16 protein-coding genes are annotated in these 22115 nt (G+C 62.6%); 6 read left to right on the top strand and 10 right to left on the bottom strand.

All coding sequences use genetic code 11. From position 1 onward, the window contains the following. The first annotated feature begins 52 nt into the window (after nucleotides 1–52). The 5 genes from treS to mnmH all read left to right on the top strand — a co-directional run bounded on the left by treS (nucleotide 53) and on the right by mnmH (nucleotide 6564). Nucleotides 53–2122: a maltose alpha-D-glucosyltransferase gene (gene treS, locus ACIPL0_RS23505; RefSeq protein ID WP_400731614.1), complete on the top strand. Its 2070-nt coding sequence runs from the start codon at nucleotides 53–55 to the stop codon at nucleotides 2120–2122. A gap of 215 nt (nucleotides 2123–2337) precedes the next feature. Continuing rightward, nucleotides 2338–3486 carry an MFS transporter gene (locus ACIPL0_RS23500; RefSeq protein ID WP_400603017.1) on the top strand — a complete coding sequence of 383 codons (1149 nt, stop codon included), beginning with the start codon at nucleotides 2338–2340 and terminating at the stop codon, nucleotides 3484–3486. A gap of 111 nt (nucleotides 3487–3597) precedes the next feature. Further along, nucleotides 3598–4251, top strand: coding sequence for an ATPase (locus ACIPL0_RS23495; RefSeq protein WP_400603018.1), 654 nt, complete (start codon nucleotides 3598–3600; stop codon nucleotides 4249–4251). A gap of 178 nt (nucleotides 4252–4429) precedes the next feature. Next, nucleotides 4430–5464 (top strand): selenide, water dikinase SelD, encoded by a 1035-nt coding sequence (gene selD / locus ACIPL0_RS23490; protein ID WP_400603019.1) that lies wholly within the window; start codon nucleotides 4430–4432, stop codon nucleotides 5462–5464. Next, on the top strand, nucleotides 5464–6564 hold the full coding sequence (mnmH, locus tag ACIPL0_RS23485) for a tRNA 2-selenouridine(34) synthase MnmH (RefSeq protein WP_400603020.1): 1101 nt from the start codon (nucleotides 5464–5466) through the stop codon (nucleotides 6562–6564). Before selD ends, mnmH begins: the two co-directional genes overlap by 1 nt. A 171-nt stretch (nucleotides 6565–6735) precedes the next feature. Here mnmH and ACIPL0_RS23480 read toward each other — a convergent pair whose 3' ends face one another. From ACIPL0_RS23480 to ACIPL0_RS23435, 10 genes are all read right to left on the bottom strand, one after another. Further along, nucleotides 6736–7791 (bottom strand): permease, encoded by a 1056-nt coding sequence (locus tag ACIPL0_RS23480; protein WP_400603021.1) that lies wholly within the window; start codon nucleotides 7789–7791, stop codon nucleotides 6736–6738. A gap of 216 nt (nucleotides 7792–8007) precedes the next feature. Continuing rightward, a complete protein-coding gene (locus tag ACIPL0_RS23475; RefSeq protein ID WP_400603022.1) occupies nucleotides 8008–9603 on the bottom strand; it encodes an ABC transporter ATP-binding protein in 1596 nt (531 codons plus the stop codon). Nucleotides 9604–9624: 21 nt separating this feature from the next. Continuing rightward, complete coding sequence (locus tag ACIPL0_RS23470) at nucleotides 9625–10647, bottom strand: ABC transporter permease (RefSeq protein ID WP_400603023.1); 1023 nt, start codon at nucleotides 10645–10647, stop codon at nucleotides 9625–9627. Next, on the bottom strand, nucleotides 10647–11714 hold the full coding sequence (locus ACIPL0_RS23465; RefSeq protein WP_400603024.1) for a microcin C ABC transporter permease YejB: 1068 nt from the start codon (nucleotides 11712–11714) through the stop codon (nucleotides 10647–10649). The genes ACIPL0_RS23470 and ACIPL0_RS23465 overlap by 1 nt, the downstream gene beginning before the upstream one ends. 1 nt (nucleotide 11715) lies before the next feature. Next, on the bottom strand, nucleotides 11716–13584 hold the full coding sequence (locus ACIPL0_RS23460; protein ID WP_400603030.1) for an extracellular solute-binding protein: 1869 nt from the start codon (nucleotides 13582–13584) through the stop codon (nucleotides 11716–11718). A gap of 199 nt (nucleotides 13585–13783) precedes the next feature. Further along, a complete protein-coding gene (locus tag ACIPL0_RS23455; protein ID WP_400603025.1) occupies nucleotides 13784–16516 on the bottom strand; it encodes a TonB-dependent receptor in 2733 nt (910 codons plus the stop codon). A 198-nt stretch (nucleotides 16517–16714) separates the two neighbouring features. Beyond that, the gene (locus ACIPL0_RS23450) at nucleotides 16715–17116 is read right to left on the bottom strand and encodes an ExbD/TolR family protein (protein WP_400603026.1); all 402 of its coding nucleotides are present in this window, start codon (nucleotides 17114–17116) and stop codon (nucleotides 16715–16717) included. Continuing rightward, nucleotides 17116–17823, bottom strand: coding sequence for a MotA/TolQ/ExbB proton channel family protein (locus ACIPL0_RS23445; RefSeq protein ID WP_400603027.1), 708 nt, complete (start codon nucleotides 17821–17823; stop codon nucleotides 17116–17118). Before ACIPL0_RS23445 ends, ACIPL0_RS23450 begins: the two co-directional genes overlap by 1 nt. Nucleotides 17824–17868: 45 nt before the next feature. Further along, nucleotides 17869–18693 (bottom strand): energy transducer TonB, encoded by an 825-nt coding sequence (locus tag ACIPL0_RS23440; RefSeq protein WP_400603028.1) that lies wholly within the window; start codon nucleotides 18691–18693, stop codon nucleotides 17869–17871. An 810-nt stretch (nucleotides 18694–19503) separates the two neighbouring features. Beyond that, the gene (locus ACIPL0_RS23435) at nucleotides 19504–19629 is read right to left on the bottom strand and encodes a hypothetical protein (RefSeq protein WP_400731613.1); all 126 of its coding nucleotides are present in this window, start codon (nucleotides 19627–19629) and stop codon (nucleotides 19504–19506) included. Nucleotides 19630–19907: 278 nt separating this feature from the next. Here ACIPL0_RS23435 and ACIPL0_RS23430 point away from each other — a divergent pair, with 278 nt between their 5' ends. Beyond that, nucleotides 19908–21035: a DUF2817 domain-containing protein gene (locus tag ACIPL0_RS23430; RefSeq protein ID WP_400603029.1), complete on the top strand. Its 1128-nt coding sequence runs from the start codon at nucleotides 19908–19910 to the stop codon at nucleotides 21033–21035. Nucleotides 21036–22115 lie beyond the last annotated feature (1080 nt).

The following is a 22115-nucleotide window of genomic DNA, read 5'->3' as shown; positions in this document are numbered from 1 at the left end:
GGCGCGCTCCGGGCGAGTTCTCCCATCCCTTGAAGACGGAACCCTGGACCCTATGACCACCCCGGACAAGCAGTACGTGGAATGGCTGGTTGAGCAATCCATGCTCAACGCCGCAAAACAGCGCGCAAAACTCTATGGCGGTCAGGGCCGCCTCTGGCAGCGACCCTACGCCCAAGCGCGCCCCCGCGATGCCTCGGCCATCGCCTCGGTGTGGTTCACCGCCTACCCGGCGTCGATCATCACCCGCGAGGGCGGCTCGGTGCTGGAAGCGTTGGGCGATGAAAAACTCTGGCACGCGCTCTCTGAAATCGGCATCCAGGGCATCCACAACGGCCCGCTGAAAGCTTCCGGTGGCCTCAAGGGCCGCCAGCGCACACCGAGCATCGACGGCAATTTCGACCGCATCAGCTTTGAAGTGGACGCCGATCTGGGCACCGACGCGCAATTCCTCAACCTCAGCCGTATCGCCGCCGCGCACAACGCGGTGATCGTCGATGACGTGATTCCGTCCCACACCGGCAAGGGCGCGGATTTTCGTCTGGCCGAGCTGGCCTACGAGGACTATCCGGGTTTGTACCACATGGTCGAAATTCGCGAGGAAGACTGGCCATTGCTGCCCGAAGTGCCGCCGGGGCGCGATGCGGTGAATCTGCTGCCGGCCACGGTCGATGCGCTGCGCGACAAGCATTACATCGTCGGCCAGTTGCAGCGGGTGATCTTCTTCGAGCCCGGCGTCAAGGAAACCGACTGGAGCACCACCCCGGTAATCACGGGTGTCGACGGCAAGGCGCGGCGCTGGGTCTACCTGCATTATTTCAAGGAAGGCCAGCCGTCGCTGAACTGGCTCGACCCCAGTTTCGCCGCACAACAGATGATCATCGGCGACGCCCTGCATGCCATCGACGTGATGGGTGCGCGGGTGCTGCGCCTGGACGCCAACGGCTTCCTCGGGGTCGAGCGCAAGGCTGAGGGCACGGCGTGGTCGGAAAGCCATCCGTTGTCGATCACCGGCAATCAGTTGCTGGCCGGGGCGATCCGCAAGGCTGGCGGTTTCAGCTTTCAGGAGCTGAACCTGACCATCGATGACATCGCCGCGATGTCCCACGGCGGCGCCGACCTGTCCTACGACTTCATTACCCGGCCGGCCTACCAGCACGCATTGCTCACCGGCCGCACCGAGTTTCTGCGCCTGATGCTGCGCCAGGTCCACGATTTCGGCATCGACCCAGCGTCACTGATCCACGCGCTGCAGAACCACGATGAACTGACCCTGGAGCTGGTGCATTTCTGGACCCTGCACGCCCACGACCAGTACCTGTATCAGGGCCAGACCTTCCCGGGGAATATCCTGCGCGAGCACATCCGCGAGGAGATGTACGAGCGGCTGGCCGGCGAGCACGCGCCGTATAACCTCAAGTTCGTCACCAACGGCGTGTCCTGCACAACCGCGAGCATCATCACCGCGGCGTTGGGTATCCGCGATCTGGACAGCATCAGCGCCGCCGACATTCACAAGATCCAGCACATTCACCTGTTGCTGGTGATGTTCAACGCCATGCAGCCGGGCGTTTTTGCCTTGTCCGGCTGGGATCTGGTCGGCGCCTTGCCGTTGCCGTCCGAGCAGGTCGCGCATTTGATGGGCGATGGCGACACCCGCTGGATTCATCGCGGCGCGTACGATCTGGTTGATCTGGACCCTTACGCGGAACGTTCTGCCGGTGGCATGCCGAGGCCGAAGTCGCTGTACGGCAGCCTGGTCGAACAACTGCAGCGGCCAGACTCTTTTGCTTCACAATTAAAGAAGATCCTCGCCGTGCGCCGCGCCTACGACATCGCCGCCAGTCGGCAGATCCTGATCCCCGATGTCGAACATCCGGGGTTGTTGATCATGGTTCACGAACTGCCGGCCGGGAAGGGCACACAGATCACTGCTCTCAACTTCAGCCCGGAGGCGCTGGTGGAGACCCTGCACCTGCCGGGCATCGCGCCGGGGCCGGTGGTGGATATCATCAATGAGCGGGTCGAAGGTGATCTGACTGAAGAGGGCGAATTCACCATCAGCCTTGATGCCTATGAAGGGCTGGCGTTGCGCGTGGTGAGCATGGCGGCGCCGATGATGTAAGGTTCTGGCGGGTGGGTGTAAGTCCAAGGTCATTGGGCGACGCAAACCCCGTGGGAGGGAGCCCTGCTCGCGAATGCGTCAGGCCAGTCGATACTGTGCTGGCAGAACCACCGCCTTCGCGAGCAGGGCTCCCTCCCACAATATCCGCCGCGCCAGCGCAGTGTTGACGCAAGCCGTTGCATTCACTTCATTTCAAATCCGTAAGGCCGTTCCCCTTGTCCATCGCCCAAACCGTTCGCACACCCACGCTCATTCACCTGTGGAGCTACCGCCTGACCTTTCTGCTCTCGGGCATGGCGCTGGGAGCCTGGGCGCCGCTGGTGCCGTTCGCCCGGGAGCGGGCCGGTATCGAGGATGCGGAACTGGGCCTGCTGCTGTTGTGTTTCGGCACCGGGTCATTGCTGGCGATGCCATTGGCGGGCGTACTGACCACGCGCAAGGGCTGTCGCTTCGTCGCCCTGGCCGGTGGTCTGTTGATCTGCGCCATGCTGCCGTTGCTGGCCAGTCTGTCCGCGTTTGCTGCATTGGCGTTGACCCTGGCGCTGTTCGGCGCCGGGCTGGGCAGTATCGATGTGGCGATGAACGTGCAGGGGCTGATTGTCGAGCAGGACCATGGCCGGCCATTGATGTCGGGCTTCCACGGTCTGTTCAGCCTCGGCGGCATCGCCAGCGCATTGCTGATGAGTGTGCTGCTGTGGAACGGTCTGGCGCCGCTGCCGGCGGTGTGCGTGGTGGTGGCGATCATCGCCGGGCTGTTGCTCTGGCATGCGCGCCACCTGTTGCCCTACGGCGCCGACGACCCGGCAGCGCCGTTCGCCCGACCCACCGGCAGCGTGCTGGTCATCGGCGTGCTGTGTTTCATCGCGCTGCTGGTCGAGGGCGCGATGCTGGACTGGAGTGCGGTGTTCCTGCATACCGAGCGCCAGGTCGATACGACGATTTCCGGTGGCGCCTACGCGGTGTTTTCCCTGGCGATGGCGGCAGGGCGGTTTTGTGGCGACCGTTTGCGCAGTCAGTTTGGTGCAGCCACCTTGTTGATTGCCGGTGGGCTGCTGGTGATGGTGGGCTTCGCCATGGCGATCCTGCTGACGTGGTGGCCGTTGTTTCTATTGGGCTTTGCCTTGATCGGTCTGGGCCTGTCCAATACCTTTCCGCTGTTTTGTGCCGTGGTCGGTGCGCAAACCGCCATGCCTGCGGGGCTGGCCATCGCCACGATCACGGCCATCGGTTATACCGGCATTTTGCTCGGCCCGGCGCTGATCGGCTTCGTCGCCCATGGGCTGGGCTTGCCTGTGGCTCTGCTGTGCGTCGGCACGCTGATGCTGGCGCAGGTGCTGAGCGCGCGCAGAATGGCGCGGCTCTGAGCCCACTATTGCTTTGATCGATGTTCACCATCGATTCGCTCAAGTTCAGCTTTGCCGCTGCGGGCTTCAGGATGGCACCACGCCAACTGAGCCTGTCCCGGAGAACAGTCCATGAGCCTTCGAATCGTTGCTGCCCTTGCCTTGCTTGCCGCCCTGGCCGGATGTGCCGTGCCCGGTGCGCCGCGTTATTCCAATGTACAGGACGGCCAGGCCCGTGCTGCCGGCCAGTCGAGCGAAACGCTGAAGCACACCCAGAGCGTGGGCGTGGTGTTCACCGAAAACACCAAGGCCAATCTGGCTTATCTGACCCGCTATAACGACGCCGCGCGCCATGGCGTGACGGCGGGGCTGACCGACTCGCGTATCACCGATGCCTACGTCAACAGTTCCGACCCGGAAATGGTCCTCAACGGTTTCGCCCAGACGCTGGAAAAACAGTTCGCCAGCGTGGCCTTCTACGAGAACCTGGACAGCGTACTGGCCGCCCGGCCCGACGTGATCGTCCTGCTGGACACCCGCAGCAAGCTGATCACCGAGCGCAGTTCGGACGTGCAGGCCAGTATCGTCGCCGAGTTCTTCGACAGTGACTTCAAGTTCATCGGCAAGGCCGAAGGCAGCGATGCCAAGTCGATGTCGCCAATCTGGGCGCACACCAAGCGCGCCCCGGAGATCGCCGCCGAGATCAACCGTCAGCGCGACGTACAGGTCAATGCACTGGAGAAATTCGACGCCTCGCTGCAGACCCTGATCAAGGCGCAATCCTGAGCCGAACCTTGTAGGAGCCGGCTTGCTGGCGAACGCGGTGGGTCAGCAACATCAATTGCGCCTGACACGACGCGTTCGCCAGCAAGCCGGTTCCTACAGCAAATGTGTGTGGTCTGGCAAAAGGCCGACCCTGCAATGCTCTGATAGACTTCAGTGCCTCGATACGCAGAGGCCTGCCATGAACGACAACGTTCGTCTTACCCAATACAGCCACGGCGCCGGTTGTGGCTGCAAGATTTCGCCGAAAGTCCTGGAAACCATTCTCGCCGGCAGCGGTGCGCAGAACCTCGATCCGCGGTTGTGGGTCGGCAATGCCTCCCGTGACGATGCGGCGGTGTATGCCATCGACGACGAAAAGGGCGTGGTCTCCACCACCGATTTCTTCATGCCCATCGTCGACGACCCGTTCGATTTCGGTCGCATCGCCGCCACCAACGCCATCAGCGACATTTACGCCATGGGCGGCGATCCGCTGATGGCCATCGCCATTCTCGGCTGGCCGGTCAACGTGCTGGCCCCGGAGATCGCCCGCGAGGTGATCCGTGGCGGTCGCGCGGTCTGCGATGCTGCCGGTATCCCGCTGGCGGGTGGGCATTCCATCGATGCGCCGGAGCCGATCTTCGGTCTGGCGGTCACGGGGCTCGTGGAAAAGCGCTTCATGAAGCGCAATGACACCGCGACCGTCGGCTGCCGGTTGTACCTGACCAAACCGCTGGGCATCGGCATTCTGACCACGGCCGAGAAAAAGGGCCTGTTGCGCGACGAAGACATCGGCCTGGCCCGTGACGTGATGTGTACGCTGAACAAGCCAGGTAGTCGTTTCTCGAAACTGGCCGGGGTCACGGCGATGACCGATGTCACCGGTTTCGGCCTGCTCGGCCATCTGGTGGAAATGGCCGATGGCAGCCGGCTCACGGCACGCCTGAACGGCGCAGCGGTACCGCGTCTGGGCAGCGTCGACTTCTATATCGAGCAGAACTGCATTCCCGGCGGTACCCACCGCAATTTCGACAGTTACGGCGAACGTATCGGCGCCCTCAGCGAAGCGCAGAAACTGTTGCTGTGCGACCCGCAGACCAGCGGCGGCCTGCTGGTCGCCGTCGAACCGGACGAGGAGGCCGCGTTTCTGGCGATGGCCGGCGAACTGGGGCTGGATCTGGCGCCTATCGGCGAGCTGGTGGAACGACAGCGACTCGCTGTCGAGGTGCTCTGATGCGCGACAACAGCGCTCATTTTCGCGACATCTTTCTCCACGACCTGCCGCTGATGGACGTACGCGCCCCTGTCGAGTTCGCCAAGGGCGCCTTTCCGGGTGTGATCAACCTGCCGCTGATGAATGACCACGAGCGGCAGAAGGTCGGCACCTGTTACAAACAGGAGGGCCAGCAGGCCGCCATCGAACTGGGGCATCAACTGGTGTCCGGTGCGCTCAAGCAGGCACGCATCGACGCCTGGTCCGACTTCACCCGCCGTCATCCCGCCGGCTATCTGTATTGCTTTCGTGGCGGGCTGCGCTCGCAGATCACCCAGCAGTGGCTCAAGGACGAGGCGGGCATTCAGTACCCGCGGGTGATTGGCGGCTATAAGGCCTTGCGCAACTTTTTGATCGGCACCACCGAGCAGGCGGTGGCCGAATGCGATTTCGTGCTGCTCGGCGGCATGACCGGCACCGGCAAGACCGAAATCCTGCCGCAACTGGACAACGCCCTGGACCTGGAAGGCCATGCCAACCACCGTGGCTCCAGTTTCGGCAAGCGCGCCACGGCGCAACCGGGACAGATCGATTTTGAAAATACCTTGGCCATCGACATCCTCAAGAAACGCGCCCGCCACTTGCATCAGTTCGTGATCGAGGACGAAGGCCGCATCGTCGGCAGTCGTGCGGTGCCGCTGACGTTGTATCGGAGCATGCAGGTGGCGCCGCTGGTATGGCTGGAAGACAGTTTCGCCAGCCGTGTGGAGCGGATTCTCAAGGATTACGTGATCGACCTGTGCGCCGAGTTCGTGGCCGTTCAAGGCGAGGACAGTGGTTTTGCTGCCTATGCCGAACGTTTGCAACACAGCCTGGCGGGGATCGTCCGGCGCCTGGGCGGCGAGCGCTATCAGCGCCTGGCCGCGATCATGGATCAAGCCCTGGAAGAACAGGCCCGCAGCGGTGAAGTCGACGGACATCGCAGCTGGATCAGCGCCATGCTCAGCGAGTATTACGACCCGATGTACGCCTACCAGCGCGACGCCAAGCGCGAGCGCATCGAATTTGCCGGGGACCGGCAGGCGGTGGTCGAGTATCTGAGGCAGCGCAAGGCCAGGTAACCAGAACGAATTGGGGCCTGCGGTCCCCTGTAGGAGCTGGCTTGTCCTGCGAGCGGCTGCGTAGCAGTCGTAAAATCGGTATACGCGGCGTGCCAGAAAGACCGCGTGTGCAGGTTTTACGACGGGTGCCCCGCCGCTCGCAGGGCAAGCCAGCTCCTACAGGGGGCGAAATCAGAGCACCGCCGCCCCGATCAATCCGCTGATCACCCCGATCACCATGGTCAACACACCCACGGTCACCAACACCTTGCTGTCGAAGGATTTGCGCAGCATCAGCAGCGACGGCAGGCTGACGCTCGGCAGGGTCATCAGCAGCGCCACGGCGGGGGCGGTGCCCAGGCCGAGGGTCATCAGGGTCTGCACGATGGGGATTTCCGCTGCCGTTGGAATGACAAACAGCGTGCCGACAATCGCCAGTGGCACCAGCCACAGCAGGCTGTTGCCCATCGCGCCGTCGACATGGGGGAACAGCCAGACCCGCGCGGCACCCAGCACCAACACGGCGACCACGTAGATCGGGATGGTGGTCCAGAACAATTGCCAGAGGGTTTTCGCCCAGCGTACCAGCAGGTCGCCCTGGGCCGGCATCTCGGCTTCGGCCACCGCTTCCACGGCTTCTTCGGGCAGCATTTCAGGACGGGAGATGCGCTGCGCCACCAGCGACACGCCGACCACCAGCACGATGCCGGCCACCAGACGCAGGGCGGTGAAACCCCAGCCCAGCACGAAGCCCATGAACACCAGAGTGGCGGGATTGAGCACCGGGTTGGCGATCCAGAACGCCAGTGCCGCGCCCACCGACACCCGCTGTTTGCGTAGCCCGGCGGCCACCGGCGCCGCGCAGCAGCTGCACATCATGCCGGGCAGAGCAAACAGGCCGCCACGCACGGTCGAACCGAGGCCGGCACGACCGAACATGCGCAACAGCCAGTCCCGGGGGATCAGCACCTGCAGCAGCGAACCGAGGATCACCGCCAGCACGGCGGCCTTCCAGATCGCCAGGAAATACACCTGCGCATAGGCCAACGCGGCGGCCCATGGGTTGGCGGGGTTGTCGTTGATGATCGAATTGCCAATGTTGTGGGTGTCGGCGGCCACGAATGACTTCAGGTAATACGGCGACCATTTGACGTAATACAGGCCGGCAGCGGCCACCAGCAGAAACAGCAGCGGTTTCCACCAGAAAGACCAGCCATGGCGTTCAGACGTGAGCGGGAGTGTAGACATGATGAGTACCCGGGCATGAGAGACAAGGCATGAGGAGTCGCGACCGGGTTTCAGTGTAGTAGTTGTTGCAATGTGTGTCGGAATGCCGAGGTGTTCCCTGTAGGAGTGAGCTTGCTCGCGATAGCGTTGGGTCAGCCAACACAGCGATGATTGACCTACCGCTATCGCGAGCAAGCTCACTCCTACAGAGGAAGGGTGATGGCATAATCGTCGCTGTTACGGTCTGAACTCCAGCCCCGACGCCTTCAGCAACTCTTGCGTATACGCCTGTTGCGGACGGGCAAACACGTCCCGCGATGGACCTTGCTCGACCACCTTGCCGTTCCTCACCACGATCAGATCGTGGGCCAGCGCGTGGACCACCGCCAGGTCGTGGCTGATGAACAGATAGGTCAGGCCATGGCGCACTTGCAGGTCGCGCAGCAGGGCGACGATCTGCTTTTGCACGGTGCGATCCAGCGCCGAGGTGGGTTCGTCGAGCAGGATCAGCTCCGGCTCCATGACCAGCGCCCGGGCGATGGCGATGCGCTGGCGCTGGCCGCCGGAGAACTCGTGGGGATAGCGATGGCGGCTGTCCGGGTCCAGACCGACCTCACCGAGCACCCGGATCACCGTGCGCTCGCGCTCGGCCGGCGTGCCGATGCCGTGGGTCAGCAGGCCCTCGGCGATGATTTGTTGCACGGTCATGCGCGGGCTGAGGCTGCCGAACGGGTCCTGAAACACCACCTGCATGCGCTTGCGCAGCGGTCGCATCAGGCGCTGACTGCGCAGGCTCAGTTCCTTGTTGCCGAAACGGATGCTGCCTTCGGCATCGATCAGGCGCAGGATCGCCTGACCCAGGGTCGACTTGCCCGAGCCGGATTCGCCGACAATCCCCAGGGTCTTGCCTTTGATCAGTTCGAAACTGACCCCGTCCACCGCCTTGATGTACTGGCGCTGGCGGCTGAACAGCGGCCTTGGCAAGGGAAACCAGACTTTCAGCGCATCGACGCTGAGCAGGGTTTGCCGGTGGGCGCTGGGCACCGGCTGGCCGTCCGGCTCGGCATTGATCAGTTGCCGGCTGTATTCATGTTGGGGTTGGCTGAACAGGGTCTGGCAGTCGCCCTGTTCGACGATTCCGCCATTGCGCATCACGCAGACCCGCTGGGCGATGCGGCGCACCAGATTGAGGTCATGGCTGATCAGCAACAGCGACATGCCTAGCCGCGCCTGCAGCGATTTGAGCAGGTCGAGAATCTTCGCCTGCACGGTCACGTCCAGCGCGGTGGTTGGCTCGTCGGCGATCAACAGGTCCGGTTCGTTGGCCAGGGCCATGGCGATCATCACCCGCTGGCGCTGGCCGCCGGAAAGTTGGTGCGGGTAGGCCCTGAGCCGTTCCTGCGGCTGGTGTATGCCCACCAGTTCGAGCAATTCCAGGGTACGACGCCGCGCCGTCTGGCCCTTGAGGCCCTTGTGCAGGGCGAGGATTTCGCCGATCTGCTGTTCGACCCGCTGCAACGGATTGAGCGAAGTCATCGGCTCCTGAAAGATCATCGCGATGCGGTTGCCACGCAGGCTGCGCAGTTGCGCATCGCTGGCGTTCAGCAGATCGATGCCGTCGTAGCAGATGTTGCCCTGGGTGCGGGTGGTCTTTGCCGGTAGCAGGCGCAAGATCGAGTGGGCCGTCACCGACTTGCCGGAGCCGGACTCGCCGACCAGCGCCAGGCATTCGCCACGGCGAATGGTCAGGTCGATACCGTGTACCACCTCATGGCCGTTGAAGGCGACCCGCAACTGGCGGATGTCGATCAGCGTGTCGTTGGCGGTGTTCATGCTGTTTTCCATCGGGATTCCTCAGCTTCGCGGGTCGAAGGCGTCACGGCAGGCTTCGCCGATAAACACCAGCAGGGACAGAATCAGTGCCAGCGCACAGAACGCGGTCAGGCCCAGCCATGGCGCTTGCAGGTTGCGTTTGGCCTGGCCTATCAGTTCGCCCAGCGAGGCGCTGCCGGCCGGCATGCCGAAGCCGAGAAAATCCAGCGCGGTCAGGGTCGCAATGGCGCCGGTAACAATGAACGGCAGGTAGGTGAGGGTGGCGGTCATGGCGTTGGGCAGGATGTGCCTGAGCATCAGCGCGCCGTCGCCGAGCCCCAGGGCGCGGGCTGCCTTGACGTATTCCAGGTTACGGCCACGGAGGAACTCGGCGCGCACCACGTCCACCAGCGCCAGCCAGGAAAACAGCGCCATGATCCCCAGCAACCACCAGAACCCTGGCTCGACGAAGCCGGACAGGATGATCAGCAGATAGAGCACCGGCAGGCCCGACCAGATTTCCTGCAGGCGCTGGCCGAACAGGTCGGCCAGGCCGCCGTAATAGCCCTGAATCGCGCCGGCGAAGATGCCGATCACGGTGCTGATGGCGGTCAGCAGCAAACCGAACAGCATCGATACGCGCATGCCGAACAGCACCCGCGCCATCACGTCCCGTGCCTGATCGTCGGTGCCCAACCAGTTGCGCGCACTGGGCGGGCTGGGCGAGGGTTCCTTGAGGTCGTAGTTGACCGTGTCGGCGCTGAACGGAATCGGCGCGAACAGCATCCAGCCGCTCTGGTTTTCGATCAGTTTGTGGACGTAATCGCTGGCGTAATCCGGCTCGAACGGCAATTCACCGCCAAAGTCGGTTTCCAGATACTGGTGCAGGGTCGGGTAATACAGATTGCCGTGGTAGCGGATCAGCAACGGCCGGTCGTTGGCGATCAGACCGCCGCACAGGCAAACCACCAACAGCGCGACGAAGATCCACAGCGACCACCAGCCGCGCCGGTTGGCCTTGAACAGCGCCAGGCGGCGCCGGCCTTGAATGGACAGCTCGAACATCAGGCGCTCCTCGCGGAAAAGTCGATACGCGGGTCGACCAGCGTGTAACAGAGGTCGCCCAGCAGCTTGATCAGCAGACCGAACAGGGTGAACAGGAACAGGCTGCCGAACACCACCGGGTAATCGCGGGAGACCGCCGCCTCGTAACTCATGCGGCCGATACCGTCGAGGCCGAAGATGGTTTCGATCAGCAGGGAGCCGGCGAAGAACACCTCGATCAGCGCCTGGGGAATGCCGGCCACCACCAGCAACAGGGCATTGCGCAGCACATGGCCGTAGAGCACGCGGCGTTCGCTCAGGCCTTTGGCCCTTGCGGTGACCACGTACTGGCGGCTGATTTCGTTGAGGAAGCTGTTCTTCACCAGAATGGTCAGGGTGGCAAAACCGCCGATCACCAGCGCACTGACCGGCAGCACCAGGTGCCACAGGTAATCGCGCAGCTTGCCACCGGCTGACAGGTTGTCGAAGTCATCCGACAGCAGCCCCTGGGCCGGAAACCAGCTCAGGTAGCTGCCGCCGGCAAACACCACGATCAACAGAATGGCGAACAGAAACGCCGGCACTGCGTAGCCGACGACGATCAGCGAGCTGCTCCAGACATCGAAGCGGCTGCCGTGACGCACCGCCTTGCGGATGCCCAGCGGGATCGACACCAGATAGGTGATCAGGGTCGCCCACAGGCCGAGGGAGAGGGTGACCGGCAGCTTTTGCAGGATCAGTCCGGTGACCGTAGCGCCACGGAAGAAACTGTCGCCGAAATCCAGCTGCGCGTAGTGCGCGAGCATCAGCCACAAGCGCTCGTGCAGCGGCTTGTCGAAACCGTATTGGTGCTTGATCGCTTCGACCAGCGCCGGGTCCAGGCCCTGGGCGCTATGGCTCAGGGTGCCGGCCGCCGCCATCTCGCCGCCACCACCGCCGATACCCGCCGGGCTCAGCCCCTGAACCCGGGCGATGGCCTGTTCCACCGGGCCGCCGGGTGCGGCCTGCACGATAAAGAAGTTGACCAGCAGAATGCACAACAGCGTGGGGATGATCAGCAGCAGACGCCGCAAGGTATACGCCAGCATCTCAACGGCCCTCCGTTTGTGCGGTGGTGGTCACGCTGGCCTGCGGCGCGAGGCGCGCGGTCATCTCGCTATTGGTCAGCGCAACGGGGCTGACCTGCCACCAGCTTTCCAGGCCGATGTCGTAGATCGGCTCGACTTTCGGCCGGCCAAAACGGTTGGCGAACACCACGGGGGTGCCTTGGGAGTAGTAGTTCGGAATCATGTAGAAACCCCACAGCAGCACCCGGTCCAGGGCGCGGGCGTAATGCAGCATGTCGTTGCGACTGTTGGCGGCGACCAGGCCGTCGATCAGGCGATCCACCGCCGGATCGCGCAGGACCATGGCATTGGAACTGCCGACCTGGCGGGCGCTTTGCGAGCCGAACAGGTTGTACAGTTCGCGGCCGGGGGAGAGGATCGGGTTGCCGTTGTTCGGCAGGCTGACCACGATCATGTCGTAGTCCCGGGCGTTGAGCCGGTTCATGTACTGCGCCGAATCGATACGGCGGAAATTCAGGGTGATGCCGATCTGCGCCAGCACCCGCTTGTACGGCAGCACCAACCGCTCGAAACCGCCCTGACCGTCGAGAAAGGTGAACTCCAGCGGCTGCCCGGCGGCGTTGACCAGGCGGTTGTTGCGCGCGTGCCAGCCAGCGTCGGCCAGCAGCTTCAGGGCCTTGAGCTGCTTGTCGCGGATGTAGCCGCTGCCGTCGGTCTTCGGCGCCTGCCAGACCTGGGTGAAGACTTCATCGGGGATCTGCCCGCGCAGCGGTTCAAGGATGTTCCGCTCCTGCGCATCCGGCAGCGCGGTGGCGGCCATGTCGCTTTTCGGAAAGTAGCTCTGCTCGCGCACATAGAAATTGCGCATGATCTGACCGTTGACCCATTCGAAATCCCAGAGCATCGCCAGCGCTTCACGCACCCGGCGGTCCTGAAACATCGGCCGGTCCAGATTGAACACGAAACCTTGCCCGGCCACGGGGCGCTGCTTGGCCAGAATGGTTTTTTGCAGCCGCCCGTCCGCAAGGCTAGGCGCGCTGTAGCCGACCACGTAGCCGGACGAGGAAAACTCGCGGTTGAAATCGAAGCTGCCGGCCTGCACCAGTTGCCGGGCGACGTCGGTGTCGCCGTAAAAATTCACCGTCAGGTTGTCGAAGTTGTACAGCCCGCGACTGACCGGCAGGTCTTTGGCCCACCAGTCCCTGACCCGCTGAAAGCTGACACTGCGCCCCGGATCGACCCGCGACACGCGGTAGGGTCCGCTGCCCAGCGGCGCTTCGAAACCGCCGCCCTTGCTGAAGTCGCGGCTTTTCCACCAGTGCTCGGGAACGATGCGCATGCTCGCCAGGTCCAGCGCCAACGTGCGGTTGAGGTTGTTCTTGAAGTCGAAGCGAATCTGCCCCGGCGCCTCGATGACCACGTCCTTGACGTCGCCGTACAGCGGGCGATAGCTGAAGCTGCCTTGAGTGATCAGGGTATTGAAGGTGTAGAGCACGTCTTCGGCGGTGATCGGTGTGCCGTCGTCGAAACGTGCCTTGGGATTGAGATAGAAGCGCACCCACAGGTTGCCCGGGTCTCGCTCCAGTTTTTCTGCCACCAGGCCGTAGACCGTGTAGGGCTCGTCCAGCGAGCGATAGGCCAGCGGCGAGTAGACCCAGGCGTCGATCTGGCTCACGGAAATGCCTTGATCGACGTAGGGCGTCAGGTAGTTGTACTGGCCGATTTCCTCGGACGCACGGCTCAGCGAGCCGCCTTTGGGCGCATAGGGATCGACGTAATCGAAATGCCGGAAACCGGCCGGGTACTTCGGGGCCTCGCCGTACACGGTCAGGGCGTGGACCGGTGTGGCGACCGCCAGCGGCACGTCGGCCAGCAGGGCGATGAAAAACATCACCGTGTACAGCAGCGCGATGCCAGGCAGCAGGCGTCGCAATGAAAGAGGGGAACCGCACATGTTCGATGAATCCTCGGTGTTCATGCAGCGCCGAAAAAATCCCCCGGCCGGGGAAGGTGGATGAGACCTGCAAGCCGGGGGCGCGATTTCGCAGAGGAGGCCCGACGCGCCGGAGCGTGAGCGCGTCGGGGGAGGCTCAGAAGTGGTAATTCAGGCGTGCGAACAGCGTGCGGCCCAGTGGATCGGTGTAGCGCGGGTCGTAGCCGGTCTGGAAGTTATCGGTCTGGTTGGAGAACGGCGGGTTGCGGTCAAACATGTTCTTCATGCCGACATCGATATCCAGCGCCTTGTCGAAGGTGTAACCCGCCGACAGGTCCCACACCGAGTAGGACGCGACCCGTGAATTGGTGGTGCGGTCCTGGTCGTAATAGCCGGTGGTGAAGCGGTTGGTGATCGAGGCACGGTATGACCCCAGGTTCCAGGTGCCGGTCAGGTTGTGCTTCCAGCGCGCCGAAACGCCGGTGCCCTGATAGTCGCCGACCCGGTCGATGTACGCGCCACCGATGGTTTCCTGATAGTCGTAACGGTCGACATAGGTGCCTTGCAGGTTGGCACCGAACTGGCCGTACGGCGTGTTCGGGAACAGGTAGTCGAGGCTGACGTCGACCCCGTTGGTCTTGACCTTGCCCAGGTTGGCAAGGCCCGTGACGATATGGTCGATGGAGCCGTCGGCCGCGCGTACGATGCGGTCGGCATAGAGGTCCGGGTTCTCGAACACCGAGGACTCGGGAAACTCTTCGATCTGGTTGGCGATCTTGACCCACCAGAAGTCCAGGCCCACCGACAGGTTACGCACCGGCTGATAGACGAAGCCGAAGGTCACGTTGCGTGCGGTTTCAGGTTGCAGATCCTTGTTGCCGCCGGTGCGGTTGTAGAACTGCAGGCCACAGTCACGACCGGCGTTGCCGCCCGGTTGCACCACGCCACCGGTACACAGGCGCGGGTCGTTGTATTTGCCGACGCTGTAGGTGGTGTAGTTGGGGTTGTTCAGCTCGTACAGCGATGGCGCGCGGAAGCCTTCACTGTAGGCGCCACGGACCACCAGCTCCTTGAACGGCTGGAAACGGAACGAGTATTTCGGGTTGGTGGTGCTGCCGAAGTCGCTGTATTTGTCGTGACGCACTGCCGCCGACAGTTCCAGGCTGTCGAGTACCGGCACGTTCAGCTCGGCGTATTGCGCCTGAATGCTGCGGTCACCGGATACGCTGCCATCCGGGTCGACGCCGAGGCTGTCCAGATCACCCGCGAAGGCCTCGATACTCTGGTGGAATTTCTCCTTGCGGTATTCGCCCCCCAGGGCGAGGCCTGCTTCACCGGCACCGAACCAGTCGCCGATTTCCCGGCTGATGCGGCCGTCGAGTGCGCTGACCCGGCCCACTGCGGTGCTGAACGCGCCGTGGTACTGGGCGGCGTCGATGTAGGCCTGACCCTCCGGCGTCTGTGGGCCGAACGGGTTGAGGATGCCGTTCAGAATGCCGTTGGTCATGGCGGCGTCGCTGGCGTAGCCACCGCTCACGCTGTTGACCACCTTGCTCTGGTTGTAGGAGGCGCCGACGTTGTAATCCCAGCCCGAGACATTACCGTCGAACGACAGCAGCAAGCGTTGCGCGGTGTTCTGGTCTTTTTGCTGACGATCACCGGCAGCCGTTTCACGCCAGCGGATGTCCACCGGATCGTTCGGGTCGAGGGTGAAATTGTTCGGCAATGGAGTGATGCCGTTGCCCGGATAGAACGGCGAGGTGTTGGGCAGGCTGACACCGGTCAACGGTGCCGGTGCGACTGTGGTGGCGTTGTTGTTGCGGGCCCAGAAATATTCGAGGCTGACGTTATGGTCATCGGCGAGCTTGCCGGTGGCACGGCCGAAAAACGAGGTCTTTTCAGTCTGTGGGACCAGGTCGATGGAATTGCGCGTGCTGTAGTTGCAGTTGCCCTGGCCGGGGATCAGGTTCGGGCCGTTGCAGTTGCTCGATGCCAGCGGGTTGGTGCTGGGGCCGCCATTCTGGCTGTAGTTGCCCGGGAAGGGGGTAGGGGAGGTCGAGTCCAGACCGCGACCCGGCACGTAGTCCCTGGCGAAGGTGCGGTCGTTGGCATCGAGGTTTTGCTGGGTGGCGTAGTTGAACACGCCCATGACGTTGAAGCGGTCCTGCTCCAGGTCGCCAAAGCCCCAACTGCCGCTCATGTCCTTGGTGCCGCCGCCACCGCTGGCGTCGGCCATGCTGCCGCCGAGGGACAGGTTGCCTTCGGTCAGGGATTTCTTGGTGATGAAGTTGATGACCCCACCGATCGCGTCAGTGCCGTACAGGGCCGAGGCGCCGTCGCGCAGCACTTCGACCCGGTCGATGGCGGCGAACGGGATGGTGTTCAGGTCCACCGCACCACCCTGCGAGTGGGTGCCGGACATCGAGTTGTTGGCCAGGCGGCGGCCGTTGAGCAGGATCAGCGTCTTGTTCGCGCCGATGCCGCGCATGTCGGCGAACGAGGCGCCGCCGGTGGCGCTGCCGATGGAGCCGGCGGCGTTGTCGATGGAGTTGCTGCCGGTGATGCGTGAAACGATTTCGGCGGTGGTGGTCACGCCCTGTTTCTTGAGGTCTTCGGTGCGCATGATGGTGATCGGCACGGCCGTTTCCGCGTCGACCCGACGAATCGCCGAACCGGTGACTTCCACCCGTTTGAGCTGGGTGGTAGCCGGCTCTGCGGCAGCGGCTGTTGCAGGTGCTGTCTCACTGGCAGCATCCGCCGCCCCTTCGCTGCTTTCAGCCCCATAGACCGGACTCATGCCCACGGCCAGCGCGCAGATCAATGCGCGTGGATGCCGCTGTACGGCCAGGACCAGGGGCTTGAGGGTAAAACCGGGAAAACTCATCAGCATGGTAATTTCCGACTTATTCCAGATGTGATTGAAATGGCCTTGTGAGCCCTCGTTGCTCCGACGCGGTTGTGGCGGTCGGGAAATCCACTTTCTTCAAGCAAGCCGCTCCCCACCGCGCCGAAATGGCGCGGCCGGCTGTGTCATCGGGAGTAGGGTGTACGGGGCTGCGCCGGGCGCAGCCCTTGCGTCATCGGTGGGTCATTTGCTGGTCATCACCGAAATCTTGGTGATCCCCGAGCGTTCGATGGAGGCCATCGCCTTGGCCACCTGGCCGTAATTGACGCTGGTATCGGCCTGCAACTGGACGCGCACTTCCGGGTCCTTGGCCTTGACGTCCTTGAGGCTGACTTCCAGCGATTCCGGGGCGATTTCCGACTTGGCCAGATAGAACTTGCCGTCCTGATCGACGCTGACCACCACCGGATCCTTTTTCTCGGCGGGAGCCACGGCGTCGGTTTTCGGCAGGTTGACCTTGATTGCGTTGGTCATCAGCGGCGCGGTGACGATGAACACCACCAGCAACACCAACATCACGTCCACCAGCGGCGTGACGTTCATTTCGCTGAGCACATCATCGCTGTCTTGAGTGGAGAACGACATCAGATCGCCTCCCGCACGGAGTGAGCCTGCTTGTGGGCAATCGGCTGGCGGCTGACGGCGAAAGCGCTGCGCTGGGCGAGGGCATCGAAGTCATGGGCGAAGTCGTCCATGTCGGCCACGGCAAGTTTCAGGCGACGCAGGAAGAAGTTGTAAATCAGCACCGCAGGCACCGCGACCGCGATGCCGACGCCGGTGGCGATCAGCGCATGGCCAATCGGGCCGGCCACCGTTTCCAGGCTGGCCGAGCCGCTGGCGCCGATGCTCTGCAGTGCCTCCATGATTCCCCACACGGTGCCGAACAGGCCGATGAAAGGCGCGGTGCTGCCGATACTGGCGAGAATCGCCTGACCGGCCTCAAGGGCCCGGCGTTCTTTCTGGATCTGCTGGCGCAGGTTGCGCTCCAGGCGGTCGGAACGGTTGATGGTGTGGGCCAGTTGCTGGGTGGTGCGTGGGGTGTCCTCGACCGCCATGGCTTCGAAGCCGCTGTTGGCGATGCGTGCCAGGGCTCCGGGGTACTGAGTGGCGTGCTCGGCGGCGGTGAGCAGGTCCGGGGCGGTCCAGAACGCTTTGGTGAACTGTTTGTTCTGGGTCTTCTGGCGCAGGTATTGCGCCGACTTGATCAACAGCAGCGCCCAGCTGAGCACGGAGAAAAACACCAGGGCCCAGAGCACGCCGGGAACAATCATGGAAGACAGCGATTCGTTCATGGTTACACCTCACCTGCTAATGAAAGTTGTCAGTGGCTGGCCGGGTCATTCCGGCAGCTTGAAATCGATGGTCTGGGTGGCGAAGCCCTCGATGGGCGTGTCGCCGCGTTTGGCCGGAATGAACTTCCAGTTGCGCACCGCTTCCATGGCGGCATCGTCCAGCACCTGCTTGCCGCTGGACTTGGTCACCTCGACACTGCCGGCGCGGCCGTTGGGCAGCACCTTGATGCGCAGGATCACCCGACCCTCCATGCCCTTGCGCAGTGCCGCGCCGGGGTATTCCGGTGGCGGGTTGCCGAGGCTGGCCAGGCCCGAAACCGCAGCGGTTTCCTTGACCGGTGCTGCCGGCGCGGCAGGAGCCGGCGGTGTCGGTGCGGCTGCCGGGGGCGCAGTCGGGGTCGGCGCAGCGGGCACGGACGGTGCTGGCGGCGTTGGTTTTTTCACCGGTTCCGGCTTTTTCACCGGCTTGGGTTTTTCCACCTTCGGCTTCTCCACCGGTTTGGGTGGCGGCTTGAGGGCGTCCGGGTCTTCGACCGGCTGCTCGGGTTCCGGCGGCGGTGGAGGTGGAGGTGGTGGCGGCGGAGGTTCCGGTGGCGGCGGCTCCGGCGCAGGAGGTGTCGGGCTGCTCAACTCGACCGTCATCTCCGGCACTTTCGGGGCAACTTCCGGCACTTCGGATTTAGCACTTTGCATGTACCACCAGACGGCGCCGTGAATAAGCACTGAAGCGGCAATCAATAACAGCACGTGCGACCTGTTCAAACCACCAGGCCGTGAGGTGTTTTCCTTGAAAGGAATACGCGACCAGTCACTGACAAGTTGTTCAAGTGTCGGGTCGGGTACGGCTTTCGTTTTTACCGCGTCATTCATTAAAGCTCCCTCGGTGTGTTGAAGGGCAATAAGACTCCGTTCAAACATTGCAGCAATGTTCGAATGCCTGATGCCTGCACATTCAATGGCGCAAAACACCTGTGAGCCGGCGTAAGACCGTCAGCTCGTTAACGGAAGAAGGGTTGCAGTTCGGGTTATGGGGACGGCATCGCAAGTTCCTGATTGTTGTTGTGCTGGTAAATGAATAGGTGGGCTTTCATCAATGACGCAACGGGCCTGCCTGGGAGAATCCGGCAGTTCCTGTCGTCGAAATTGCAACCGCTGTGCCAGCAAAAGCGTCTGTTCTGGCATTTTCCGGCGTTTTTGCGGGAATGTCGCATTCCTGTAATTTTTTATCGACTCTCACTAAAAATGCGTTGTTCTGGATATTCAGCCTTCGCCGACAAACAAAAAAACGGGCCGAGCGATGCCGTCGAACCTGGCGAATAAACTTCGCAGAGGGCCGTGTTTATAAACCTCGATGACCGTGCACCAAACTCGATATTCAAGGTTCGAATTGGTGCACCCACTATCAATTCCGCATCGCGTGTTATCCGGGCTTGTGTGACTTGTCAGTCATTTAATGAAACTGGAAGTTTCCAGGGTGAGCTAAAGCGTCCATCGGAAAATGATGGCTATTTAATATTTGTTGAAGTGTCGGGCGGAAATGTTCCGATTGTTTTTATATGTTCTGGCGGTCGGCAATATCCCGTCGAGTGTTCAGGTTCAATAAGAAAGAATACGAGCGAAAAAAGAAAAACAACGGGCAAGCGTCTCCGCTGCTCGTCGGGTCAATCTGCAGTTAAGGAATCAGACGCTGGAACGCAGACGCATGATCAGTGAGACCAACGAGCGGGACTTGTCGGACAGCGAGGAGGCGTGAGCGCAGGAGGATGGGCAGAGCAGCGGATGACGGGACAGCGACAAATCGGACACGAATCGAATTCCTTATCGACGGACGCCGGACTTTTGGTGGGGCGTCCTGCACTGTTAATGGACAGGGTGCTGTCCGTTTCCTGCACTTTGGTGCGTGTTGCGCACCGATGGGCAGCGTAGACTCACGGTTTTGCTGGGTAGGCGCGGGTCTTTTTGTGGTACTGGCGTTCCACAAGGAAGAAATGTGCCAAAAAGATGTCTGTTTGTAACATTTTTGATGCGACGGCCATTTGACGGTTGTCCCGGTGCGTTTCCGGCCTTTGTTCATGGGGATTTCGATGAGTCAGTTTTTTCCGCAGCAACCCGGGTTCAGCGCGTTGCGCGAACGTTTTCTGGCTGCCGCGACGGCGGTAGGCGCGCAGTTGAGCGAATACGCCCATCCGCTGCCGGGGCCGTTCGGTGAGGCGCTGTTTACCGACGTCGCCTGGCTGGGCGATCCCGATGCGCGCAAGGTGTTGGTGGCGCTGAGCGGTACCCACGGTGTGGAGGGCTATTACGGCTCCGATTGCCAGAGCCGCTGGCTGGAGTCGTTGAAAGGGCGTGCGCTGCCCGAGGGCGTGGCGGTTCTGATGATTCACCTGATCAACCCGTGGGGCACGGCGTGGATGCGCCGGGTCAACGAGGGCAACCTCGACCAGAACCGTAACTATCTGGATTTCACCAGGCCGCTGCCGGTCAACGCCGCCTACCGGGATGTTCATGACATCTACGCCTGCCGCGAACTGCGCGGGCCGCTGCGGGATCGTGCCGATGCACGCTTGCAGAGCGAGATCGATCAGCGTGGCTGGGCAGAGGTGATGTCGGTGGTCGAGGCCGGGCAGTATGAATTTGCCGATGGCCTGTTTTATGGCGGTGCGGCGCCGAGTTGGTCGAACCGTACGTTGGGCAGCATTGCCGAGCGTTTTCTCAGTGGGCGCGAGGTCGTGGCCAGTTTCGATCTGCACACCGGCGCCGGGGATTACGGCCATCCGATGCTGATGAGCATTGTCGAGCGGGCCTATCCGGCGCTGGATCAGGCCAGGGCGCTGTTCGGGCCGTGGTTGTTCACGTTGGTCACCGGTGCCAATCGCACCAGTGAAACCGGGGTGGCGGCGACGTCCACCGGGTATACCTCGCAGCGTTTGCTGGACGCTTTGCCGGGTGTGTATCTGATGCCGTTTGTGATTGAGTGCGGGACGTATCCGGGGCCGGCGGTGCATGAGCATTTGCGTGACGATCACTGGCTGCATATGCATGGCGATCCGCTGGATGCCACCGGCGCCGGTATCAAGCGCGGCCTGTTGGAGCAGTTCTACCCGGCCGACCCGGACTGGCAGGCGGTGGTGTGGTTGCGCACGCGGGATATCTGGGAGCGGGCGTTGGCGGCGTTGCCGACGATCGAGCCGGGCGCTACCGATCTCCTGTAGGCGCTAGCTTGCCCTGCGAGCTCCTGTAGGGGCGCGCTTGCCCGCGATCGGCGACGAAGTCGTCGTAAATCCTGCGCACTCGGTGTGTCTGACACTCCGCCGAGTCTGCTAACGCAGCCCTGTTTCGCCCTCGGCAGTTTACGCGGCCCCTTGTAGGAGCTGGCTTGCCCTGCGACCGGCGACGCAGTCGTCGTAAACCTGCGCACTCGGTGTGTCAGTTACTCCGCCGAGTCTGCTAACGCAGCCCTGTTTCGCCCTCGGCACTTTACGCGGACCCTTGTAGGAGCTGGCTTGCCCTGCGAGCGGCGACGAAGTCGTCGTAAAACCTGTGCACTCGGTGTGTCTGGCCTGACGCTGTAGCTGCTAACGCAGCCTGTTTCGCCTCACGGCGAGTTACTTGGAAAAGCCCCAAGTAACCAAGGGCTTCTTACCCCGCCATACGGTGCCTCGCCTAGGCTCGGCATACCCTCACTCCGGCAATGCTCCGTGGGCTCGCCGCGAATGGGCCATCCATGGCCCACGCGGCTCTCGCGGCATCCATGCCGCTTGGCCCACTACGCATCGCCTGCGTTCGGCCTTCTGGGACGGGGCCCCAGATCAAAAACAGATCAAAAGCCAGATCAAAAGCCAGATCAAAAGCCAGATCAAAAGCCAGATCAAAAGCCGGCGATACACAGATTCCTTGTGGGAGCGGGCTCGCCCGCGAAGGCGTCCTAAAGATCGCCACCGCCGACAAGCCGGGCTGCTACAGAACAGCGGAACACAATTAATTGCCTGTGGGAGGCAGCTCTGCTCGCGATGGCGTCAATCCAGACAAACCTGTACCGGCTGACACACCGCCATCGCGGGCAAGCGCGCTCCTACAGGTGCGGCGCAAAACCAGCTGTTTGCTTCTGACCGAAGGCCGTGAGAGCCGTCTTGCTGGCGAATGCGTCAGGTCAATCAGCCTCACGGTATCTGATCTGCCATGTTCGCCAGCAAGCCGGCTTGTATGCTTAGACTTGATGGGGTGGGCAGGACGGAAAGCCGAATCTGACTCTAGCCAGTACAGACCGTTGGGAGACTTCCATCTCACCCTGT

This window comes from Pseudomonas sp. NPDC090208, from assembly GCF_044746785.1.
Lineage (GTDB): Bacteria > Pseudomonadota > Gammaproteobacteria > Pseudomonadales > Pseudomonadaceae > Aquipseudomonas.
This window is presented reverse-complemented; position numbering and strand designations above follow the sequence as displayed.